Raw genomic sequence first — 18,331 nt, forward strand, 5'->3', positions numbered from 1 at the left:
TCCACCTTGCCGGAAGCTCCTGCCATGCCGCACTGGTTCCATCGCACGCTCGCCCTCGTCCTGTTCGCTGCAATCACGCCCGCGTGGGCGGCCATTCCGGTCTACGGCTTCAAGGTCGTGCACAGCTATCCGCATGACACCGCTGCGTACACCGAAGGCCTGTTCTACAAGGACGGCCATTTGTACGAAAGCACGGGCCAGGTGGGCGAGTCGACCGTGCGCAAAGTCGATCTGGAAACGGGAGAAGTGGTGCAGCGTCATCGCCTGCCGAAGCAGTACTTCGGCGAAGGCATCGTCGACTGGAAAGACCGGATGATCCAGCTCACCTGGCAAAGCCAGACCGGTTTCGTCTACGACCTAGCCAGCTTCACGCCGAAGAAAACCTTCAACTATCCCGGCGAAGGCTGGGCGCTGACCCGCGATGACAAGCACATCTACATGAGCGACGGCAGCGCGGAACTGCGCGTGCTGGATCCGGAAACGCTGGCCGAAGTCCGCCGCATCCAGGTCACCGCCGATGGCGTGCCGGTCACCCATCTCAACGAACTGGAGTGGGTCGACGGCGAAATCTACGCGAACGTGTGGCTGACCGAGCGCATCGCGCGCATCGATCCGAAGAGCGGCCGCGTGGTCGGCTGGATCGATCTGGCCGGCTTGTTCGACAACAGCCAGTTGCCGAACCCGGTCGACGACGTGCTCAACGGGATCGCCTGGGATGCACAGCACAAGCGTCTGTTCGTCACCGGCAAGTGCTGGCCGACGCTGTTCGAGATCAAGCTGGTGCCGCGCAGCGCCAACTGAGCAAGGCGCAGCGGGTCAGCGCTTCAGCCAGCGCGCCGCACCACGTCCGGCCAGCAGTCCACTGGCGAAGCTGGCGGTGAGCAGGTAGCCGCCGGTGGGCGCTTCCCAATCGAGCATCTCGCCGGCGCAGAACACACCCGGGCGATCACGCACCATCAGATTTTCATCCAGCGCTTCCAGCCGCACGCCTCCGGCGGTACTGATCGCCTCGGCTACCGGGCGTGGTGCACGCAGGCGCAGTGGCAACGCTTTCAGCTGCGCCGCCAACGCCGTTGGGTCGGCCAGCGTAGACTTGTTGGCGAGTTCGAACACCAACGCGCATTTCGCCGGATCCAGGCCGGCGCGGCGACGCAGCCAGTCGCCGATGCTGTGCTTGCCACGCGGCGCGGCGAGCCGTTCGGCCAGCACCGTTTCGGTGTAGCCCGGCACCAGATCCAGCCGCAGCATCGCTTCGCCCTGCGCAGCAATCTGCTCGCGCAGGTCGGCGCCGATGGCATAGATCAGACTGCCCTCGATGCCGTATTCACTGAGCACGAATTCGCCCTGGCGCGCATGGGCAACGCCCCGGCGATCCACCCAATGCGCCACTACCGGCTTCAACGGTGCACCGGCGAAACGGCTGGACAGATGCTCGCTCCAGGGAATCTCGAAACCGCAGTTCGCCGGCTGCAGCGATGCGATGTCGATGCCGGCCTGCTGCAGCGGTACCACCCACGCGCCATCGGAACCCAGCTGCGGCCAGCTGGCGCCACCGAGGGCGAGGATCACTGCCTCCGCCGACACCACCCGCTGTCCCTGCGGCGTGGCGAAATGCAGCGCATCGTGCGCCTGCCAGCCCAGCCAGCGATGGTGCATGTGGAAGGTGACCCCGGATTCGCGCAGCCGGCGCAACCAGCCACGCAGCAACGGCGCCGCCTTCAGGTCACGCGGAAACACGCGGCCGGAACTGCCGACAAACGTCTCGACGCCAAGCCCGCTGGCCCAGGCGCGCAGCGCCTGCGCGTCGAACGCCTGGAGCCAAGGCGCCACCTCGTCGCGACGCGCGCCGTAACGCTCGACGAAGCGCGGCAGGGGTTCGTCATGGGTGAGGTTCAGGCCGCCCTTGCCGGCCAGCAGAAATTTCCGTCCGACCGAGCCCTTGGCGTCATACAGGTCGACCGCCATGCCGGCGGCGCAGGCCGCTTCGGCCGCCATCAGTCCCGCCGGACCGCCGCCAATGATTGCCAGTCGGGGAGAGTTGGTCCGATTCATCCGTGCATGGTCGCATGCGCCGCCGCACAAGCAACAGACACCGGAAAGTGGCGTGCAGGCGATGCGCGATGCGCGGCTGCCGCGGAGCTCTGGCCCGGGCACGACGTTGTATGGTTGGCCCTTCCTTCCGAAGGCTGTTCCCGATGCGTCGAAGCACGCCCCTGCTTTCCATGCTCCTGCTGGCAACGACCAGTGCCGGCATGGCCGCCACCCTGCCAGCCGTGCCGCGCGAACAACCGGCGCTGCACGCGCTGGCCAGTGCGCCGAGCGAGGCCGAACTGCGCAGCACGATCACGCAGCTGGTGGGCTTCGGCACCCGGCATACGCTGTCCGACACCACCTCGGACAGCCGCGGCATCGGCGCGGCACGACGCTGGGTGAAGCGTCGCTTCGAGGCGATGTCCCGCGAGTGCGGTGGCTGCATCGAGGTGATCACGCCGTCGCAAATGTTTACCGGCAAGCGCATTCCGGTGGCGACCGAAGTGATGGACGTGGTCGCGATCAAGCGTGGCCGCGGCGACCCGCGACGGGTGATCGTGATGACCGGTCACCTCGACTCGCGGGTCACTGACGTGATGAACAGCCACAGCGACGCGCCCGGCGCCAACGACGACGCCTCCGGCGTGGCCGCCTTGATCGAGGCGGCACGGCTGCTGTCGAAGCAGGACAACGACGCCACCCTCGTGTTCGCCGCGCTGTCGGGCGAGGAACAGGGGCTGTATGGCGGCAAGGTGCTGGCGGACTACGCCGTGGCCCATGACTGGCAAGTGGAAGCGGAGTTGAACAACGACATCGTCGGCAACAGTCGCGGCCAGAACGGCGCGCGCGACAACACCAGCGTGCGGATTTTCTCCGAAGGCACCAAGAGCAACGAAACACCGGCGCAGGCGAATTACCGCCGCTATCACGGTGGCGAAGTGGATTCGGCGTCGCGCAACCTCGCCCGCCTGATGGCCAGCGTGGCCGGGCAATACCTGCCCGACTTCCGCGTGCACATGGTCTATCGCACCGACCGCTATGCTCGCGGTGGTGACCAGGTGCCGTTCCTCGAAGCCGGCTTTCCGGCGGTGCGGGTGACCGAGCCGCACGAGGATTACACCCGCCAGCATCAGGATCTGCGCAGCGAGGGTGGCGTGCATTACGGCGACACCATCGACGGCATCGACTTCCGCTATCTGGCCCGCATCACCGCGCTGAACAGCATCACCATGGCGACGCTCAGCCGGGCACCGGCGCCACCGACCGGCGTGGACAGCGCAGGCGCACTGGCCACCGACACCACCTTGCGCTGGAACAAGGTCCCCGGCGCGGCCGGCTATCGCGTGCACTGGCGCGATACCACCGCGCCGCAGTGGCAGTACCAGCGTGCCGTGGGCGACGTCGACCATGCGGTGATCAAGGACGTGGTGATCGACGACTGGTATTTCGGCGTCTCGGCCGTATCAGCCAATGGCTACGAAAGCCCGGTGGTGTTTCCCGGCTACGCCGGCAGCTTCGAGCGCTCGCCGGCGGTGGCGGTACCCAGTGGGAAGCCGTGACTCAGGAGCCGCTCAGTCCAGGTAGAACAGCGCCGGCTCCGGTCGGTGCAGGCTGAAGCCCTGCACCCGGTTCACGCCCAGGGCGGTCAGTGCCTGCACCGTCTCGGCATCGGCCACCCATTCGGCGATCACTTCCAGGCCCAGCCGGTGACCGATGTCGGTGACCGCCTTGACCATCAGGTGACTGACTGGATCGGTCAGCATGTCGCGCACGAAACTGCCGTCGATCTTGATGATGTCGAGCGGCAGATTCTTCAAATAGGTGAATGAGGACATGCCCGCGCCGAAGTCATCCAGCGCGATGCGACAACCCGCGCTGCGCAATGCGGCCATGCAGCGCGCCACCTGGGAAAGATTGCGCACCGCCACGGTCTCGGTGATCTCGAAACAGACCCGCGAGGGCTCCACCCGATAGCGGCGCAACAACTTGATGATGCGTTCCACCAGCGTCGCGTCCTCGAGGCTGGCGCCGGACAGGTTGATGGCGACCATGTCCAGTCGTTTGCCGGCGGGGTGAAGCCGATCAAAATTGGCCAGCGTGGTTTCGATCACCCAACGATCCACCACCGGCATCAAGCCGTAGCGCTCCGCGGCCGGCAGGAAAACGCCCGGCACCACCAGCTGTCCGGATTCCTCACGGAAACGCAGCAGCATCTCGATACCGGGTTCGCCGCCGTCATGCAAAGGCAGCGGCCACACTTCCTGATAGGTCAGCTGCAGCCGATGTTCATCCACGGCCCAGCGCAGCCGATTGGCCCACTCCATTTCGCTGCGCCGGCGCACGGTCTGATCGTCACGCTCGGAATAGAAGTGCACGCGATTGCGGCCCGCCTCCTTGGCCATGTAGCAGGCGGTGTCGGCCTGGGTCAGCAAGTCCTTTGCCGAGACACCCGCTGGCTCGGCCAGCACCCCGCCGATGCTGGCGCTGATCGTGTAGCTGCGCTGTTCCCAGAGGAAGACGTAACCGTCAATGCAGCGGCGAACACGCTCGGCGACCTGTTCGGCCTCCTGTTGATCGCGCACATGGGTAAGCAGCACACCAAACTCGTCGCCGCCGAGCCGGGCCAGCACATCGCTGCCGCCAAGCTGCTTGCGCATCACGCCCGACAGCTGGGCCAGCAACTGATCGCCGGCGAGATGACCCGAGGTGTCGTTGATCAGCTTGAACTGGTCAAGATCGATGTACAGCAGCACCACGACCGGCGAAGCCGCTGGCCCCGCCACCAGCGACTCCTGCAGGCGACGTTCGAATTCACGCCGGTTGTAGAGATCGGTCAACGCATCATGGCTGGCCTGGTGGCTGAGCAACTCGGTGAGCTTGCGCTGCTCGCTGATATCGCTGGCCACCATCAGCAGCTTGTTGCGACCACTCAACGCCACGCGCGAGATCGCGACACTGGCCCAGAAGCGCACGCCGGCTTCGTTTTGCAGGCAGGCGTCGATCCGGCTGCAGCCGCGTGTATCAGGCTGTTGCAGTTGGGTCCGCAGCTCGGCGTCCTCGAACAGGTCCGACAGCTGGTATTCGGTCAGGTCATCGCCCAGACGGTCGCGCGCCGCGTGGTTGGCGTAGGTGATCCGTCCGCCTTCGAACTCAGCCAGCAGCACCAGTGCGGGCAGCAGTTCGTTCAATGCGCGGAAACGCTCCTCGCTTTCGCGGTAGCGCCGACTCATCTGCCAGCCCAGTTCCAGCGCGCGTTGCCGCGTGCTGACAATGGAATACACCAGAAGTGCAAACAGCAGGCTGGCCAGCAGGCCGGCCGGCAGCGGCGAATCCTCCCATTCGAATGCCGCCGAGCTCCCTTCGAGCGACAGCATCAGCACGTCCCAGGTTCGGCCGCCGTAAACCAGTGGGCGCTCGAACCGATAAGCGCCGACAGGTTCCGCAACACCGGGGGCGGAATCGAACAGAGGCAATGGATGTGCGCGGTCGGTAATGTCGCTCAGTTGCAGGCGAAGCTCGCGCTTCACGTCGTCGGGTATCGCGTTGTCGATCAGGCTGCTGGCACTGAAGGACATTGCTATGGAGCCGCGAATGCGTTGACGCCGCTGTTCGAGGGTTTGCGGTGAACTCCCGGGACTGAATACCGGCAGGCGAAGAGTGATGCCATCGTCCGCGTCCGCGGCAGCGGCGGCGGACGCGCCGGCCTGCTGGATGAGCCGAAACGGCGCCGACAGGGTGGCCAGGTCACTGTCGCGTGACGCCAGCAGCCCTTCGAGATTCTTCGGCTGCGCCCCCACATCCAGCCCGAGCACGGCATCATTTCCCGCCGATGGTTCCACCCAGCGAGTCACGTAGAGCTCGCCGTGGCTTCCCGACTCGCGCCGGGCATAGGCCAGGGCAAGCATGCTCGGAAACTGCTCGCGGGGACGCAGGTTGGTGTAGAAAGTGCTGAACTCGGCAGCCGTGACTTCGTCGGAAGCGAGGAACAGCGTTTGCACCGCACGCAACAGCCCTTCGGCGGCGTGCAGTTTCGTTTGCAGCGCCGCATACGTCTTGGCGGCCAACTCGCCACGAACCAGGGATTGCTCCAGCTGTTGCCGCCGCTGCTGCTGATGGTTCAGCGCCAACGCAAGCATCAGCCCGACCAGCAGGGCGAGCAGGCTCCACAGGATCGCGCTCAGGCGCGACGGCGACGGCTTCACCATCAGCGCGGCGTCGTCAGCCGATCGACGGTCCTTGTCCGTCAACCCGAACTCGTTGAGATCCATGTGTCCTGGCACATCGCCCACCACGTAGGTCCGTTGCATCGGATGGTACAGGAGCGCCCTGTGCTTGAATTGTCACGATGGCGCAGTAACGTCAGCGCCGCTCGCGCGGCTTGGCGCGATGCGTCGGCGTCGCGGTCCACGGATCGTCCGGCCAGGGATGTCGCGGATAGCGCCCCTTCAGCTCCTTCTTCACCTCCGGATAGGTTCGCTCCCAGAAGCCTTTCAGATCCTGGGTCACCTGGATCGGCCGTCCGGCGGGCGACAGCAGATGCAGGGTGACGGGCACGCGGCCGGCGCCGACCCGCGGGGTATCGGCCAGGCCAAACAATTCCTGCAGCTTCACGGCCAGCACCGGCGGCTCGCCTTCCACGTAGTCGAGCCGGCGACTCTGCCCGCTGGGCACGAGCAGGCTTTCCGGCGCCTGCGCATCCAGCGTGCGGCGCTGTTCGAAGTCGAGGCGCGACGCCAGTGCCTGCGTCAGATCCTCCGGTGCCAGCGCATCGAGTCGATGCCGGCCGTGCAGGCACGGCGCCAGCCATTCCTCCAGTGACGCCAGCAGTGCGGCATCGGAAACATCAGGCAATCCGAGCTCCGGCATCCAGCCACGCAGGGATTGCATCCGCGCACGCAGACGGTGCGCGTGCTCGCTCCAGGGCAGCGTATCGAGGCCGCGGGCGCGCACCGCCGCCAGCAACGCGGGCAGCGCATCGGAGGACTTCACCGGGACGCTGCGACGCTCGAGCACGATCGCGCCGAAGCGTCGCTCATCGAACGCTTCGGCGGCCGCGCGCTGCTCGTTCCAGCGCAGGCTGCGTTGATGGGTGAAGCGTGCGGGGAAATCGCGCTCCAGCGCGCGCGGGTCCAGCGGCGCGGCGGCGAGGATAAGGCTGTCGCGACTGTCACGGCGCAACTCGAGGACGACCAGCCATGGCTCCCCCAGCAAGGCCGTGTTCTCGTGCAGACGGGCACCGCGACCGTTGGCCAGGGTGTAACGAAGGGGGTTGCTTTCATCGCGACGCGCCACCCTATCGGGGAAGGCATGCATCAACAATTCGCCGACACTGTGACTGTGGGGTACGCCGCTGGCGGCCGTCTTCACCTCCAGCCGCCGACGCCAGCCTTTGCTGGCCTGCTCGATCGCCGCCAGCGCGCCGGCGTCGGCGTCGCGTGCCAAGCTGCCGCGACGATCACGCCACCCGTGCAACGCCGTCAGCCGCACGCGCAAGTCGTCGTTGCGCGACTGCTCCCCGCGCAGCGGCGAGCGCGCATCCAGCAGGGCCAGCAGATCAGCTGCCAGCGCACGCAACGGCACTGGCGCGCGCAAGGCGGCCGCCGCCAGTCGCGGGCTGCTGCCAAGGTCGAGCATGCGTTGGCCGAGGGCGCTGATGCGCCCGTCGTGGCCGAGCGCGCCGAGTTGCTGCAGCAACTCACGGGCCTGCGCCAGGGCACCGGACGGTGGCGCATCGAGCCATGGCAGGTCGGCGCCGCTGCTCGCGGAGATGCCCCAGGCGGCCAGTTCCAGTGCCAGCGAGGACAGTTCGGCCTGCGCCATTTCCGCGGTTCGCGCCAACTCCAGCCGCCGGCTCTGTGGCCACAGCCGATACGCCGTGCCTTCCGCCACGCGACCGGCGCGACCGGCGCGCTGGTCGGCCGAAGCCTGTGAAATGGTCACCGCTTCCAGTCGGGTGAAACCCGAGTTCGGATCGAAACGTGGCTCCCGCGCCAGCCCGCTGTCGACCACCGCGCGAATGCCCGGCAACGTGATGCTCGACTCGGCCACGTTGGTCGCCAGCACGACCCGCTGCGTGCCCGCTTCCGCCGGCGCCAGCGCCGCCTGCTGTTCGGCCAGCGACAGTTCGCCATGCAGGGCCAGCACGTCGACGTTGTCACGTGTCAGCGTCTGCGCCAGCACGGTCCTGGTGCGCTCGATCTCGCGTCGACCCGGCAGGAAGGCCAGCACGTCGCCCTCATTTTCTTCCAGCGCCTGCCGGACCACCCTGGCCAAATGGTGTTCGAGGCTTTCCTGGGTGCGCGCCGGCGGATGTTCGATCCGCACCGCGAAGCTGCGGCCGGGGCTGGACAGCCGCGGTGCGTCCAGCCACTGTGCGATGCGTTCGCCATCGAGCGTGGCCGACATCAGCAGCAGGCGCAGCTCGGGCCGCAGGGTTGCCTGCACGTCCAGCGCCAGCGCCGCGCCAAGATCACCGGCCAGATGACGCTCGTGGAATTCGTCGAACACGATCGCGCCGATCCCCGAAAGCTCGGGATCGTGCTGGATCAGCCGGGTCAGGATGCCCTCGGTGACCACTTCAATGCGGGTGGCGGCACTCACCTTCGACTCGAAGCGGATGCGGTAGCCGACCGTCTGTCCCACCGCTTCGCCGAGTTGCTGCGCCATGAATTGCGCGGCGGAACGTGCGGCGATGCGGCGCGGCTCCAGCATCACGATCTTCTGGCCGGCCAGCCACCCGGCGTCGAGCAGGGCCAGCGGCACCTGGGTGGTCTTGCCGGCACCCGGCGGCGCCTCCAGCACCAGTCGCGGATGTGCCGCCAGCGAGGCAACGATCTGCGGCAGCAGCGGGGTGATCGGAAAGTGCGGCGTGGATGCAGTCATCCGCGCGAATGATAGTGGCTGCGGGCGGAGCAGGCCTGCCTGCTCCGCCACTGCGTGGCGTTACGGCGACTTGACCGGCGCACTGCAGGTCGCCTGTCGTTTGCGCGCCAGGTCCAGGCCCTTCGGATCATTCGCATGCTGGCGCGCCTGGATCACCACCTGCCAGTTGCGCTCGCACAGCGCGCCACGTCGCGTGCCCTGCTGCCACGACTGGATCGCCAGGTTTTGCGCATTCAGATAGTCACCCTTGCCCAGTGCCGCTTCCGCATGCTCCTGCATCTGCTCGGGCCAGCTTGGTGCCGGGGTCGGCGACGCAGGCAGCGGAAGCGTGATCGCGGCGGCCGCCGGAGCAGCATTGGCCTCCTTGCGCAACGGCGCCAGCGATTCGAATTTGCTCTGGTAGTCGTCGGTGATCTGCTTGGCATCCGCACCGCCGCGAATCACCCGTGGGGTGATCAGCACGATCAGCTCGGTGCGATTGCGGCTGCGGTTGGTGCTGCCGAACAGCCGCCCCAGCACGGGAACCCGGTTGAGACCGGGAATGCCGGTATCGGTATTGCCCTCGGCCTGCTCGATCAGCCCACCCAGCAGCACGGTTTGCCCGCTCTGGACGGCTACCTGGGTGGCCAGCTTGCGTTGCGAGATCGCCGGATTGCCATTGACCAGCGGCACCGATTTGTCGGCCTGACTGACTTCCTGGCTGATGTTCATGTAGACCAGACCGCCCGGATTGATCCGCGGCTGCACGTTCAGGATCACGCCGGTGTTGATGTAATTGACCTGGCTGTAACTGGTCGGCGTGCCGATGCCGGTGTTCACGCTGGTCTGGTTGATCGGAATCTGGTTGCCCACCGCGATGCTGGCGGTCTGGTTGTTCATCACCACCATCGACGGTGCCGACAGTGTCTTGGTGTTGCCGCTGGTCTCCATCGCGCGCACGGCGACCTGCAGGTTGCTGTTCAGGAACGAATAGAAGAACGGCTCGCCGCCAAACGCATTGCCACCCTGGCCGAGGCCGATCTGGCGGTGGCGATAGGGTTGCCCCGGAGTGAAGGTCGAGTTGCCGCTGCTGTCGGCGGTGGTGCTGCTGCCGGTCAGGCCTTCGAGGTACCACTGCACGCCGAACTGGAATTCACCGGTGAGGTTGACCTCCAGAATCCGGGTCTCGATCTGCACCTGCATCGGCACGTTGTCGAGCTTGCTGATCGCCGACTTGATCTCTTCCCATTGCGAGGGCCGGGCGCGTACCAGCAGCTGGTTGTTGCTGTCGACCGAACTGATCCGCACGCTGCCATCGCTGGAGGCGTACTGCTGCTCGTTGGCGGCGGCATTGCCGCCCGCTGCGTTGCCGCCGAAACCGCCCGCATTGCTGCCAAAGCCACCACCTTGGCCGGTGCCGGCTGCCTCGCGACTGCCACCGTTGTTGAAACCGGAACCGTTGTCCATGCCGTTGATGCCGCCGCTGCGCGAGGCATCGGCGGAGTTGCCGAAACTGCCGGCGGTGCTGCCCATGCTGTTGGCGCCGGCATTCTCGGCACTGCCAAGCGTTGCACCGGTCAGCCCGGGCCCGACCTGCCCACCACTGTCCGCCGCACCGCTGCCACCGGCGCCGTTGGTGTAGATGTTGGCCAGATACTTGGCCAGGTCAGACGCCTTGATGTTGCGCACGTCGTAGACGAACAACTGCGGCTCGTTGCCGCCGCCGCGATCGATGCGCGCAATCCAGTCGCCGACTTCCTGCAGGTAATCGGACTGCGTACTGATCACCACCAGGGCATTGGTGCGTTCGATCGGAATGAAACGCAGCATGCCGGCCAGCGGCGTGTCGCCGTGCACGCCGAACATCCCGTCCAGTTTCGGCATCAGCTCGCCGACCTTGGCGTACTGCAGGTTGAATACGCCCACCGACATGCCGCGCAGCCAGTCGACGTCGAAGGTGCGCACCATGCTCTGGTAGTTGGCCAGTTCCTGCGGCGTGCCCGACATCACCAGCAGGTTGCGGGCAGGGTCGGCGAGCAGGGTAGCGTCGGGCCGCGCGAACGGCTTGATCAGCTTCTGCATTTCCGTGGCGGAGATGTAGCGCAGCGGGAACAGCCGGGCCTGCAATCCGCCTTGCGGCGCGGTAGCACCGAGGCTGGGCACCAGGTTGCCGGCGACCGCGTCCTTCTGCGGCATCACCACGTAACCGCCATCGCGGTGCACCAGCGCGTTGCCGGTCCAGCCCAGCAGGGTTTCGAGGATCGGCAGCGCCTGGCCGGCATCCACCGGTTCGGATGTGGAGAACGAGATGTTGCCCTGCACGCCGGGCACGATCGTGTAGTTCTGCTTCAGCAGGTCGCCGAGAATCGCCTTGACCACCGCCTGCACCGGCTGGTTCTCGAAGTTGAAGGTGACCGCGCCGCTGCCGCTGGCCGCCGGCCGCGGCGTGGCCAGCGCGCCGGGGCGAATGAACTGTCCGCTGCCGTGGCTGATTTCCGGCACCGCGATGGTCCCGGCGGCAGTTTCCATCGGGGTGTTCAGCGGCAGCGGGGCCGGCACCGGATTCTGCGTGCCGGCCATCGCCTCGCGCTGCAGGGCGCCGTCGTCATGCGGCTGCGGCAGGCTGGCGCAGCCCGCCGTGCCGACCACCAGCGCCAGGGTGGCAGCGCGCAAGGTTTGCTGGGTGAGGATGCGGAACATGGATCAACGTACTCCTTCGTTGGCCGCGGCGGCGCGTGCGGCCCGACGTTTCTGGATGGTCTTGCGCAGCCGGTCGGCCGGCGATTCGCGCGGTCCGTCGGTGTCCACATGCACGGGCGACGGCGAGAGCATCGCCGGCGGTGACGGTCCGGTACGCACCGGACCGTCACCGCCGGCGGCAGCCTCCCTGGATGCCCCCCGCAGCGGGTCGATCGGCGCGCCCGCCGGCAACTTCAATTCCGTGCGCCCGCTGGCGGCATCGAAGATTGCCGAACGCGGATGCACTTCGACCAGCTTCACGCTGCCATCGGGCAGCGACTCGCCTTCGCGCAACCGGACTTCACGATCGTTCTGGCGATCATGCAGCAAGGCCATGTGCAGCGAAGGCGTAAGAATGACGCCGGTCAGCGCCAGGTCGCCGAGGTTGCTGCCGCCATCGGCAGCGGACGTCGTCGGCTTGCGATCAGGTGAGAACAACGGCTTTTGCCAGACCGCCGCAAACTGCTGCAGCGGCATCGGTTGCGGCAGGTTGGCCGGATTGCCTGCCGACGGCAGCGGTGCGTGCGCGCGCGGTGGATCCCAGCGCACGCCACGACCCATGCCGAACAACAGCAGCAGCAGCAACGCACCCAGCAACACCGTCAACGCTAGCAGCCACGGCGTCAGCCGGCGCTGACTGGCGGCGTTCATGGCGCGTCTCCCGGGGTAACGACCGGCGCACCCGCCGATGCCGGCGGCACGCGCGCGGGCCGCACATAGCCGGACAGGGTGAACTGCACTTCCAGCGGTACCGAACCACCCTCCTGCGCCGCTACCGGATTGCGGTAGATGCTCAAGTCGTCGATGAACAGATACGGCGTGCCCTGCTCCAGCGCCTGCATCACCGCGGCCAGCGGCTCGATGTCGCAACTCAGGCTGATGCTCGCCGCCGCCTTGCGATACGGCTCACCAGCGGCCGGCGACGGACTGGGCAGCGGCATTTTCTGGCTCACCGTGCAACGCCCGCTGCCCGCATGGGCGGCGACCACGTCGACCACGCGCTGCATCAAGTCGGCCGAGGCCGTGTTCGGATCATCCGCCGGCAGGAAGGCGCTGCTGGCTGCCTGGCCCGCACCCAGCGCGCTGATGCGCTGCTGCAGCGCCGGCTTTTCGGCAATGGCACCGGCGTAGCGACTCTGTGTATCGCGCAGGTCCGCCATCTCGCCGTGGATCCGCTGCAGCGGCGCGACGAACCACCAGTGCAGCAACACGAAGTAACCAAGCAGCAACACCAGCAACAAGAGGAGCACCGCCGCGATGCGACTGTCACGCGGATTCATGGCAGCCAGCTTCATGGCATGCCTCCGGCAGGGGCCGCTGGCGCGGGCGTCTTCGGTTGCCTGATGCGTGCAGTGAGATAGAAACGTTCCTTGCCGCTGGTCGGATCCGGCTGGATGCTGCCCTGGAAACTGGCGTCGGTGACGAGTGGCGAATCCTTCAGCGCGTCGAGCAATTTCACGGCCTGCTGGCTTTGTCCCTGGAAGCCGATCTGACCGGCGTTGTCGACGCTGAAGCGTTCCAGCCACGCGCTGTCCGGCAATCGCGTGGTGACGTCGTTGAGTACGCTCAACATCGACACGCTGTTTTTCTTGCGCTGAGCCAGGAAGCCCGCCGCGCCGGCATTGTCCTGCAGTTGCTGGCGCAAGGCCGTCACCTGCTGCGCTTCGCCGCGCATGTCCTCGACTTGCGCACGCATCTGTTCGAGTGCCGTGCGGCGGTTGTGCACCCACTCGCCCAGCACCGACACCAGCAGCAGCACGCACGCCCCCGCCAGTAACAGGTTGAGGCGACGACGGGGATGCACATGCTGCGGAATCCGCTCCGCTGGCAGCAGGTTCACGCCAAGCCGACCATCGCCGAGCGCCACGTCCGCTGCGTCAACGCTGATCGACTGCGCCTGTAGCCTTGCCAGCAGGGGATCAAGAACGTCGCGGGTGACTACCACCAGCTCGGCGTTGAAGCGCCCAGCCGGTGATGTGGTGGCCAGCTCGCGTACCGCGTAATGCACCTGCGCGAGCGTGAACGGGGTTTGCCGATCCATCTCGAAGCCGGCCACCTGGACCAGGTTGTCGCGCGCCGCCGATGGCAGGCTGAGCGTACGACGCAATACCTGGGCGGGTGCCAGCAGCAAGGCGACGCGCAGATCCTCCCGATCAACGCCGTGCAATGCATCGCGCATCGCCATCGGCGGCAACGCCGGCATTTCACTGGCAGGCTGGCCTTCGTCGGCCCAACTCGCCAACAGGCCCGGCTGGCCACTGTGACGCAGGGTCCACGTGGTGGCGGACGGTTGCAGCACGTACCAGTCCGCGCCGCTGCGGAACACCCCGCGCCAGCGCACCGGCAGCAACGCGCGCAACTCGCCGCCCCACCAGCGCAGGAAGCCCGGCAACGGCGAAGCCCGCCAGCTGCGGCGTACACCATCGACCAGCGGCCGCATTGACTGCGTTGCCGAACTCATTCCGCCTCCCCTTCCTGCCAGCGCAAGACGACATACGGTTGCGCCTGCCCCGCCTGCAGGCGAATCGTCGCGCGCAGGATCGCGCGCGTGCCGTCGGCCAGCGTAGCCTCCGACCGGATACTATGCGTTGTTCCGCCGCCCAGAACCAGCTGCGGATCGTTCGCGTTTTGCTGCCGTGCAGCCGTGATCTGCTGGCGTTGTTCCGGGGTCATTCCCGGTATCGCGGCCAACGCCAGCGGCGGTGCGGTGTTGGGGTCGGGGCTGGCGGCCCCGGACCAGATCGTCAATGCCGGTGCCAGCAAGCGATACAGTGACGGGGTCACGCCAAGCACCATCTGGAATTCTTCGACACTGGCAAACGGACCGTGACGCGGACCGTAATGTCTTCCGGCGGCAAGGTAATCACTCTTTCCGTTCGCGACCTCACCCGGCGCCCCGGGCAGGGAACGCCAGTCGATCACGTGATCGACCAGCGCCTTGGCCGGCAGCGGCTGCAAGCCAGCCGCCTGGAACAACGCCAGCAACACCTCCGGCGACGCGGCATTGAGATCCACCTTGCCGCCTTCGTCGATGGCGCGCACCACGACCGTCGCGTCGTCATAGTGGAACGTGTACAGCCGCCCGTCCGCAAGCCAGCGCTGCTTGGGTTGCGGACTTTGCACACCGTACGCGGCACGCATCAGTCCGGCCTCGGCCGCATAGTGAGCCTGCGTCTGGGCGAACTGGTAGCGCGCCTGGATACCCTCGGTGCGCGCCAGTGCCGCATAACCGCCAAGCAGAATGGCCAGCAAGGTGCACGCCCACAGCACCAGCAGCAAGGCCACCCCGCGTTGATTGCCACGGCCGCCTGACGCTGCGCGGATCATCGGACGCTGCCTCCGCGAATGCTCATGCGCAGGCCTTCCGGCGTGGAGTTCACTCGCAGCGGCACGTCCAGCCGTGGCCATTCGACCGTGCCGTCCACCTGCAGCTCGACCCGCACCAGTTGGGGCAACACGCGGCCGTCGACCCATTCAGGTGACCACGCCACCACCGCACCTTTCTGGTCCATGCCGCGATAGCTGAAACTGCCGTTGCGAATATGGTCAACCAGGACCTGGGGATCACCCAGGGGCTGCGGTGGCTGACCATCGGGCGGCAGTAGCGCCAGGCTCCATTCCAGCCGCTGGCCGCCGTGGCCATCGTCAACCAGCTGCAATTGCTGCAATTGCGGGCCGAGCTTGCCCAGATAGCCGGGCAGCGGTGCCACGTAGCGCATCTGGCGAGCAGTGCCGACGAAGTAGATCGGCTCGCCGTGATCCGTCCGATCAATCGGCTGGGTCAGCGTCTGTGCCAGTTCACGGCGCAGAAACTGCTGGGCGGAACGGACCTGGTCCATCCGCTCGATGGCCGCGGTACCGGAACGTACGCTGTGCGTGGCAGTGCGAATGCCCGAGTACACGCCCACCAGCAACAAGGCCAGCAACACCAGCGAGGCGAGTACCTCCAGCAAGGTGAAGCCGGCCTGGCGGCTCATGGACCGGCCTGCGGCTGGCCCGAGGCCAGCGGACCGCCCAGTCGCAGCGTACGGAAATGGCGGGTGCGGGGCTGCGCCTGGGGACCCCACGACACGGCCAGATCCAGCTGATACAGCTGCAGCGGCGCACCCGGTATCACCGGGCCACCGGTACTCCACGGCGTCACGTTCAGCTGCCAGCGGTAGTGCGGATCAAAGCGGCCGGAACGACTTCCCGGCGTGACCGGCTCGCCCACGAAGGCACTGTCGAGCAGGCTGCGTGCGCGCATGGCCGCTTCGCTGTACTCCGCCGCGTTGTGGGTCAGGCTGATCGAGGCACCGGCCACTTTCATCAAGGCCGTGAACGCGATCGCCAGCAACATGATCGCGGCGATCACCTCGAGCAGGCTGAAGCCGCCTTGTTTCCGCCCGGCGTTCATCGCTTCGCCACCGTATCCACCACGCGCACTTCGCCGGTCAGCCACGACACGTTGATGTGCCACTCGCGCCTGCCGCTGTGCAGGGTGATGCGCCCGCCGGTGGAGCTGCCGTCAGGAAAGAAGCGGATGCGCCCGGTGTGATCGTCGGGCTGGTCTTCCCTGGCGCTGGTGATGCTGACGCGCAACCCCTTGGGCAACAGCACGTCCTGCCGCTTCGCACCGCCATAGCTGTTGGTGCGGGTGTTGACGTCGAAGTGCTGCTCCTCGCCGCGTACGATGGCTTGCGCGCGGGTGGCACGCAGCGCGCCGGCCAGTTCGCCGCTGGCGGCACGCACGCGCGCACTGGCCAGTCCCTGCGTCACCGACACCGAGACGGCTGCCACCGCGATGCCGATCAGCAGAATCACCGCCAGCATTTCCAGCAGGGTGAAGCCGGTGGCGCGCGATGCGCTTCCGGGATTGCGGATTCGGGATGGAGGATTCGCGAAGCCGGACCGGCGCTTGCGCGCCTGACCGAATCCCCGCATCCCGAATCCCGATTTCACTGCCAGTTGCCCACGTCCTTGCTGTAGCCGTCACCGCCAGGCTTGCCGTCCTGACCATAGAAGATCAGGTCGAAACTGCCGTTCTTGCCGGGGTACTGGTAACCGAACGCGTGACCCCACGGGTCCTTCAGCTCCGACGCCTTGGCGTACGGTCCTTGCCAATTCGGTGCGTTGGCCGGCTTGGTCACCAGTCCGTCGAGTTGCTGTGGCGGCGTACCGTTGTCCAGCGCGTAGTTCTCGATTTTCTGACTCAAGGTCATCAGTTGCGATTTGCCGGCACCGTATTTGCCCTTGTCGACATTCTTGCCGACCTGGGTCACCACCACCGCGCCGATGATGCCGATCAGGACGATCACCGCCAGCATTTCCAGCAGGGTGAAGCCGCGGGCGCGCTGCGCGCGCGGCGAGCGGGTCAATCGTCCTGCATGCGGATGCCTCGATCCCGACTTGCACGGAACCGGTGCGTCGGGCTCGCGCACATCTGCCCGTTTCCCGTAGCCCGTTCCCCGCTTCTGCATCAACATCATCGTCATCTCCACGTTCATTGAATATTGCTGGTCAGGCTGAGCAGCGGCAGCAGGATCGCCGCCATGATGATCGCCACCATCACGGTCATCACGATGGTCAATGCCGGCACCAGTGCCGCCAGCAAACGATCGATCGCGCGCTTGGATTCGAGTTCAAAGGTGTCGGCGACTTTCAGCAGCATGGTGTCGAGCTGACCGGCTTCCTCGCCCACCTGCACCATCTGCATCGCCAGCCGCGGAAACAGTTTCGACTGGCTCAATGCCAGGCTGAGACCAGCGCCGCCCTTGACCTGTTCGTGCGCCGCAGCCAGCGCGGTATCCAGCGCAAGGTTGCCAGTGACCTGGCGCGCAATCGTCAGCGCACTCAACAGTGGCACGCCGTTCTTCAACAGCGTGCCCAGCGTGCGGGCGATCCGTGCGGTCTCCACTTTCAGCAGCAACGGGCCAACCAGGCGCAGATGCAGCAGCCGGGTATGCCAGGCCCGCCGCGCGACCGGGTCGCGCAGGCGCGCGCGCCAGAAAAAGATGCCACCGCCCAGCACCAGCAGGATCAGCCACCACCACGCCTGCAGCGTGTTGCCGACCACCAGTACCGCCTCGGTGATCCACGGGATCGGCACCTGCATGTCTTCGAAGATCGGCACGAACTGCGGCACCACGTAAGCCAGCAGCAGCACCAGCGAACCGAGCACGCCGACCATCAGGAACGCGGGGTAGATCAGCGCATTGATGATGCTGCCGCGCATCGCCTGCGCACGCTCGAGGTAATCGGCCAGCCGGCGCAGGGTTTCCTCCAGTGAGCCGCCGGCTTCGCCCGCACGGACCAGGCTGACGTAGAGCTTGGGAAACACGCCGTGTTCTTCGTCCAGCGCCGAGGACAGGGTATTGCCGCCGCGTACGCGATCACGCACGCGTTCGACCAGCTTCTTGGCGTGCTCGCCCTCGGGCAGGTCAAGCAGGATGCCGAGCGCACGATCCAGTGGCTGACCCGCACCGAGCAGGGTCGCCAGCTGATGGGTGAACTGGGCCAGCTGATCACCGCTGAACGGACCGCGCTTGAACCATCCCGCCATGCCGCTGCCACCGGCTGCGCCATGGGCGGGCTGGGCCTCCAGCGGCGTATGCCCCTGGTCCTGCAGGCGTCCGATCACTTCCTCGACGCTGGCCGCCTCCATCTGACCTTGCAACGTCTCGCCGTCCGAGCTGACCGCCTTGTAATGGAATTGCGCCAC

15 protein-coding genes are annotated in these 18,331 nt (G+C 66.6%); 2 read left to right on the plus strand and 13 right to left on the minus strand.

What is annotated here, in order from left to right:
- Positions 1–24 precede the first annotated feature (24 nt).
- Positions 25–801 (plus strand): glutaminyl-peptide cyclotransferase, encoded by a 777-nt coding sequence (locus ACVWWQ_RS14590; RefSeq protein ID WP_133951748.1) that lies wholly within the window; start codon positions 25–27, stop codon positions 799–801.
- A gap of 15 nt (positions 802–816) precedes the next feature.
- Here ACVWWQ_RS14590 and ACVWWQ_RS14595 read toward each other — a convergent pair whose 3' ends face one another.
- Positions 817–2,052 carry a TIGR03862 family flavoprotein gene (locus ACVWWQ_RS14595; RefSeq protein ID WP_133951750.1) on the minus strand — a complete coding sequence of 412 codons (1,236 nt, stop codon included), beginning with the start codon at positions 2,050–2,052 and terminating at the stop codon, positions 817–819.
- 143 nt (positions 2,053–2,195) lie between these two features.
- Here ACVWWQ_RS14595 and ACVWWQ_RS14600 point away from each other — a divergent pair, with 143 nt between their 5' ends.
- Positions 2,196–3,590 (plus strand): M28 family metallopeptidase, encoded by a 1,395-nt coding sequence (locus tag ACVWWQ_RS14600; RefSeq protein WP_133951752.1) that lies wholly within the window; start codon positions 2,196–2,198, stop codon positions 3,588–3,590.
- A 12-nt stretch (positions 3,591–3,602) separates the two neighbouring features.
- Here the strand turns inward: ACVWWQ_RS14600 and ACVWWQ_RS14605 are convergent, their stop codons facing one another.
- The 12 genes from ACVWWQ_RS14605 to gspF all read right to left on the minus strand — a co-directional run bounded on the left by ACVWWQ_RS14605 (position 3,603) and on the right by gspF (position 18,331).
- The gene (locus tag ACVWWQ_RS14605; RefSeq protein WP_457383448.1) at positions 3,603–6,338 is read right to left on the minus strand and encodes a bifunctional diguanylate cyclase/phosphodiesterase; all 2,736 of its coding nucleotides are present in this window, start codon (positions 6,336–6,338) and stop codon (positions 3,603–3,605) included.
- Positions 6,339–6,390: 52 nt separating this feature from the next.
- Positions 6,391–8,913, minus strand: a complete 2,523-nt coding sequence (hrpB, locus tag ACVWWQ_RS14610; RefSeq protein ID WP_133951754.1) for an ATP-dependent helicase HrpB — start codon at positions 8,911–8,913, stop codon at positions 6,391–6,393.
- Positions 8,914–8,973: 60 nt separating this feature from the next.
- Positions 8,974–11,592 (minus strand): type II secretion system secretin GspD, encoded by a 2,619-nt coding sequence (gene gspD / locus ACVWWQ_RS14615; protein ID WP_133951757.1) that lies wholly within the window; start codon positions 11,590–11,592, stop codon positions 8,974–8,976.
- Between the two features lie 3 nt (positions 11,593–11,595).
- Positions 11,596–12,282: a general secretion pathway protein GspN gene (locus ACVWWQ_RS14620; RefSeq protein ID WP_133951759.1), complete on the minus strand. Its 687-nt coding sequence runs from the start codon at positions 12,280–12,282 to the stop codon at positions 11,596–11,598.
- Positions 12,279–12,926, minus strand: coding sequence for a type II secretion system protein GspM (gene gspM / locus ACVWWQ_RS14625; protein ID WP_133951761.1), 648 nt, complete (start codon positions 12,924–12,926; stop codon positions 12,279–12,281). Before gspM ends, ACVWWQ_RS14620 begins: the two co-directional genes overlap by 4 nt.
- A complete protein-coding gene (locus ACVWWQ_RS14630) occupies positions 12,923–14,092 on the minus strand; it encodes a PilN domain-containing protein (protein ID WP_133951763.1) in 1,170 nt (389 codons plus the stop codon). Before ACVWWQ_RS14630 ends, gspM begins: the two co-directional genes overlap by 4 nt.
- On the minus strand, positions 14,089–14,958 hold the full coding sequence (locus ACVWWQ_RS14635) for a type II secretion system protein GspK (RefSeq protein ID WP_133951765.1): 870 nt from the start codon (positions 14,956–14,958) through the stop codon (positions 14,089–14,091). The genes ACVWWQ_RS14630 and ACVWWQ_RS14635 overlap by 4 nt, the downstream gene beginning before the upstream one ends.
- A complete protein-coding gene (locus ACVWWQ_RS14640) occupies positions 14,955–15,608 on the minus strand; it encodes a prepilin-type N-terminal cleavage/methylation domain-containing protein (RefSeq protein ID WP_099654443.1) in 654 nt (217 codons plus the stop codon). The genes ACVWWQ_RS14635 and ACVWWQ_RS14640 overlap by 4 nt, the downstream gene beginning before the upstream one ends.
- Entirely contained in the window at positions 15,605–16,027 is a 423-nt protein-coding gene (locus tag ACVWWQ_RS14645; RefSeq protein WP_099654444.1) for a prepilin-type N-terminal cleavage/methylation domain-containing protein, read from the minus strand. The genes ACVWWQ_RS14640 and ACVWWQ_RS14645 overlap by 4 nt, the downstream gene beginning before the upstream one ends.
- Positions 16,024–16,494, minus strand: a complete 471-nt coding sequence (locus ACVWWQ_RS14650; RefSeq protein ID WP_457383459.1) for a GspH/FimT family pseudopilin — start codon at positions 16,492–16,494, stop codon at positions 16,024–16,026. The genes ACVWWQ_RS14645 and ACVWWQ_RS14650 overlap by 4 nt, the downstream gene beginning before the upstream one ends.
- A gap of 74 nt (positions 16,495–16,568) precedes the next feature.
- Positions 16,569–16,988, minus strand: a complete 420-nt coding sequence (gene gspG, locus ACVWWQ_RS14655) for a type II secretion system major pseudopilin GspG (protein ID WP_099654568.1) — start codon at positions 16,986–16,988, stop codon at positions 16,569–16,571.
- A gap of 125 nt (positions 16,989–17,113) precedes the next feature.
- The gene (gene gspF, locus ACVWWQ_RS14660; RefSeq protein ID WP_133951767.1) at positions 17,114–18,331 is read right to left on the minus strand and encodes a type II secretion system inner membrane protein GspF; all 1,218 of its coding nucleotides are present in this window, start codon (positions 18,329–18,331) and stop codon (positions 17,114–17,116) included.

The organism is Rhodanobacter sp. TND4EL1 (assembly GCF_054061035.1).

Bases quoted from the DNA above. Each gene is read 5' to 3' on its own strand.
- ACVWWQ_RS14590 (WP_133951748.1), top strand. From the start codon at position 25: ATGCCGCACTGGTTCCATCGCACGCTCGCCCTCGTCCTGTTCGCTGCA.
- ACVWWQ_RS14595 (WP_133951750.1), bottom strand. From the start codon at position 2,052: ATGAATCGGACCAACTCTCCCCGACTGGCAATCATTGGCGGCGGTCCG.
- ACVWWQ_RS14600 (WP_133951752.1), top strand. From the start codon at position 2,196: ATGCGTCGAAGCACGCCCCTGCTTTCCATGCTCCTGCTGGCAACGACC.
- ACVWWQ_RS14605 (WP_457383448.1), bottom strand. From the start codon at position 6,338: ATGCAACGGACCTACGTGGTGGGCGATGTGCCAGGACACATGGATCTC.
- hrpB (WP_133951754.1), bottom strand. From the start codon at position 8,913: ATGACTGCATCCACGCCGCACTTTCCGATCACCCCGCTGCTGCCGCAG.
- gspD (WP_133951757.1), bottom strand. From the start codon at position 11,592: ATGTTCCGCATCCTCACCCAGCAAACCTTGCGCGCTGCCACCCTGGCG.
- ACVWWQ_RS14620 (WP_133951759.1), bottom strand. From the start codon at position 12,282: ATGAACGCCGCCAGTCAGCGCCGGCTGACGCCGTGGCTGCTAGCGTTG.
- gspM (WP_133951761.1), bottom strand. From the start codon at position 12,926: ATGAAGCTGGCTGCCATGAATCCGCGTGACAGTCGCATCGCGGCGGTG.
- ACVWWQ_RS14630 (WP_133951763.1), bottom strand. From the start codon at position 14,092: ATGAGTTCGGCAACGCAGTCAATGCGGCCGCTGGTCGATGGTGTACGC.
- ACVWWQ_RS14635 (WP_133951765.1), bottom strand. From the start codon at position 14,958: ATGATCCGCGCAGCGTCAGGCGGCCGTGGCAATCAACGCGGGGTGGCC.
- ACVWWQ_RS14640 (WP_099654443.1), bottom strand. From the start codon at position 15,608: ATGAGCCGCCAGGCCGGCTTCACCTTGCTGGAGGTACTCGCCTCGCTG.
- ACVWWQ_RS14645 (WP_099654444.1), bottom strand. From the start codon at position 16,027: ATGAACGCCGGGCGGAAACAAGGCGGCTTCAGCCTGCTCGAGGTGATC.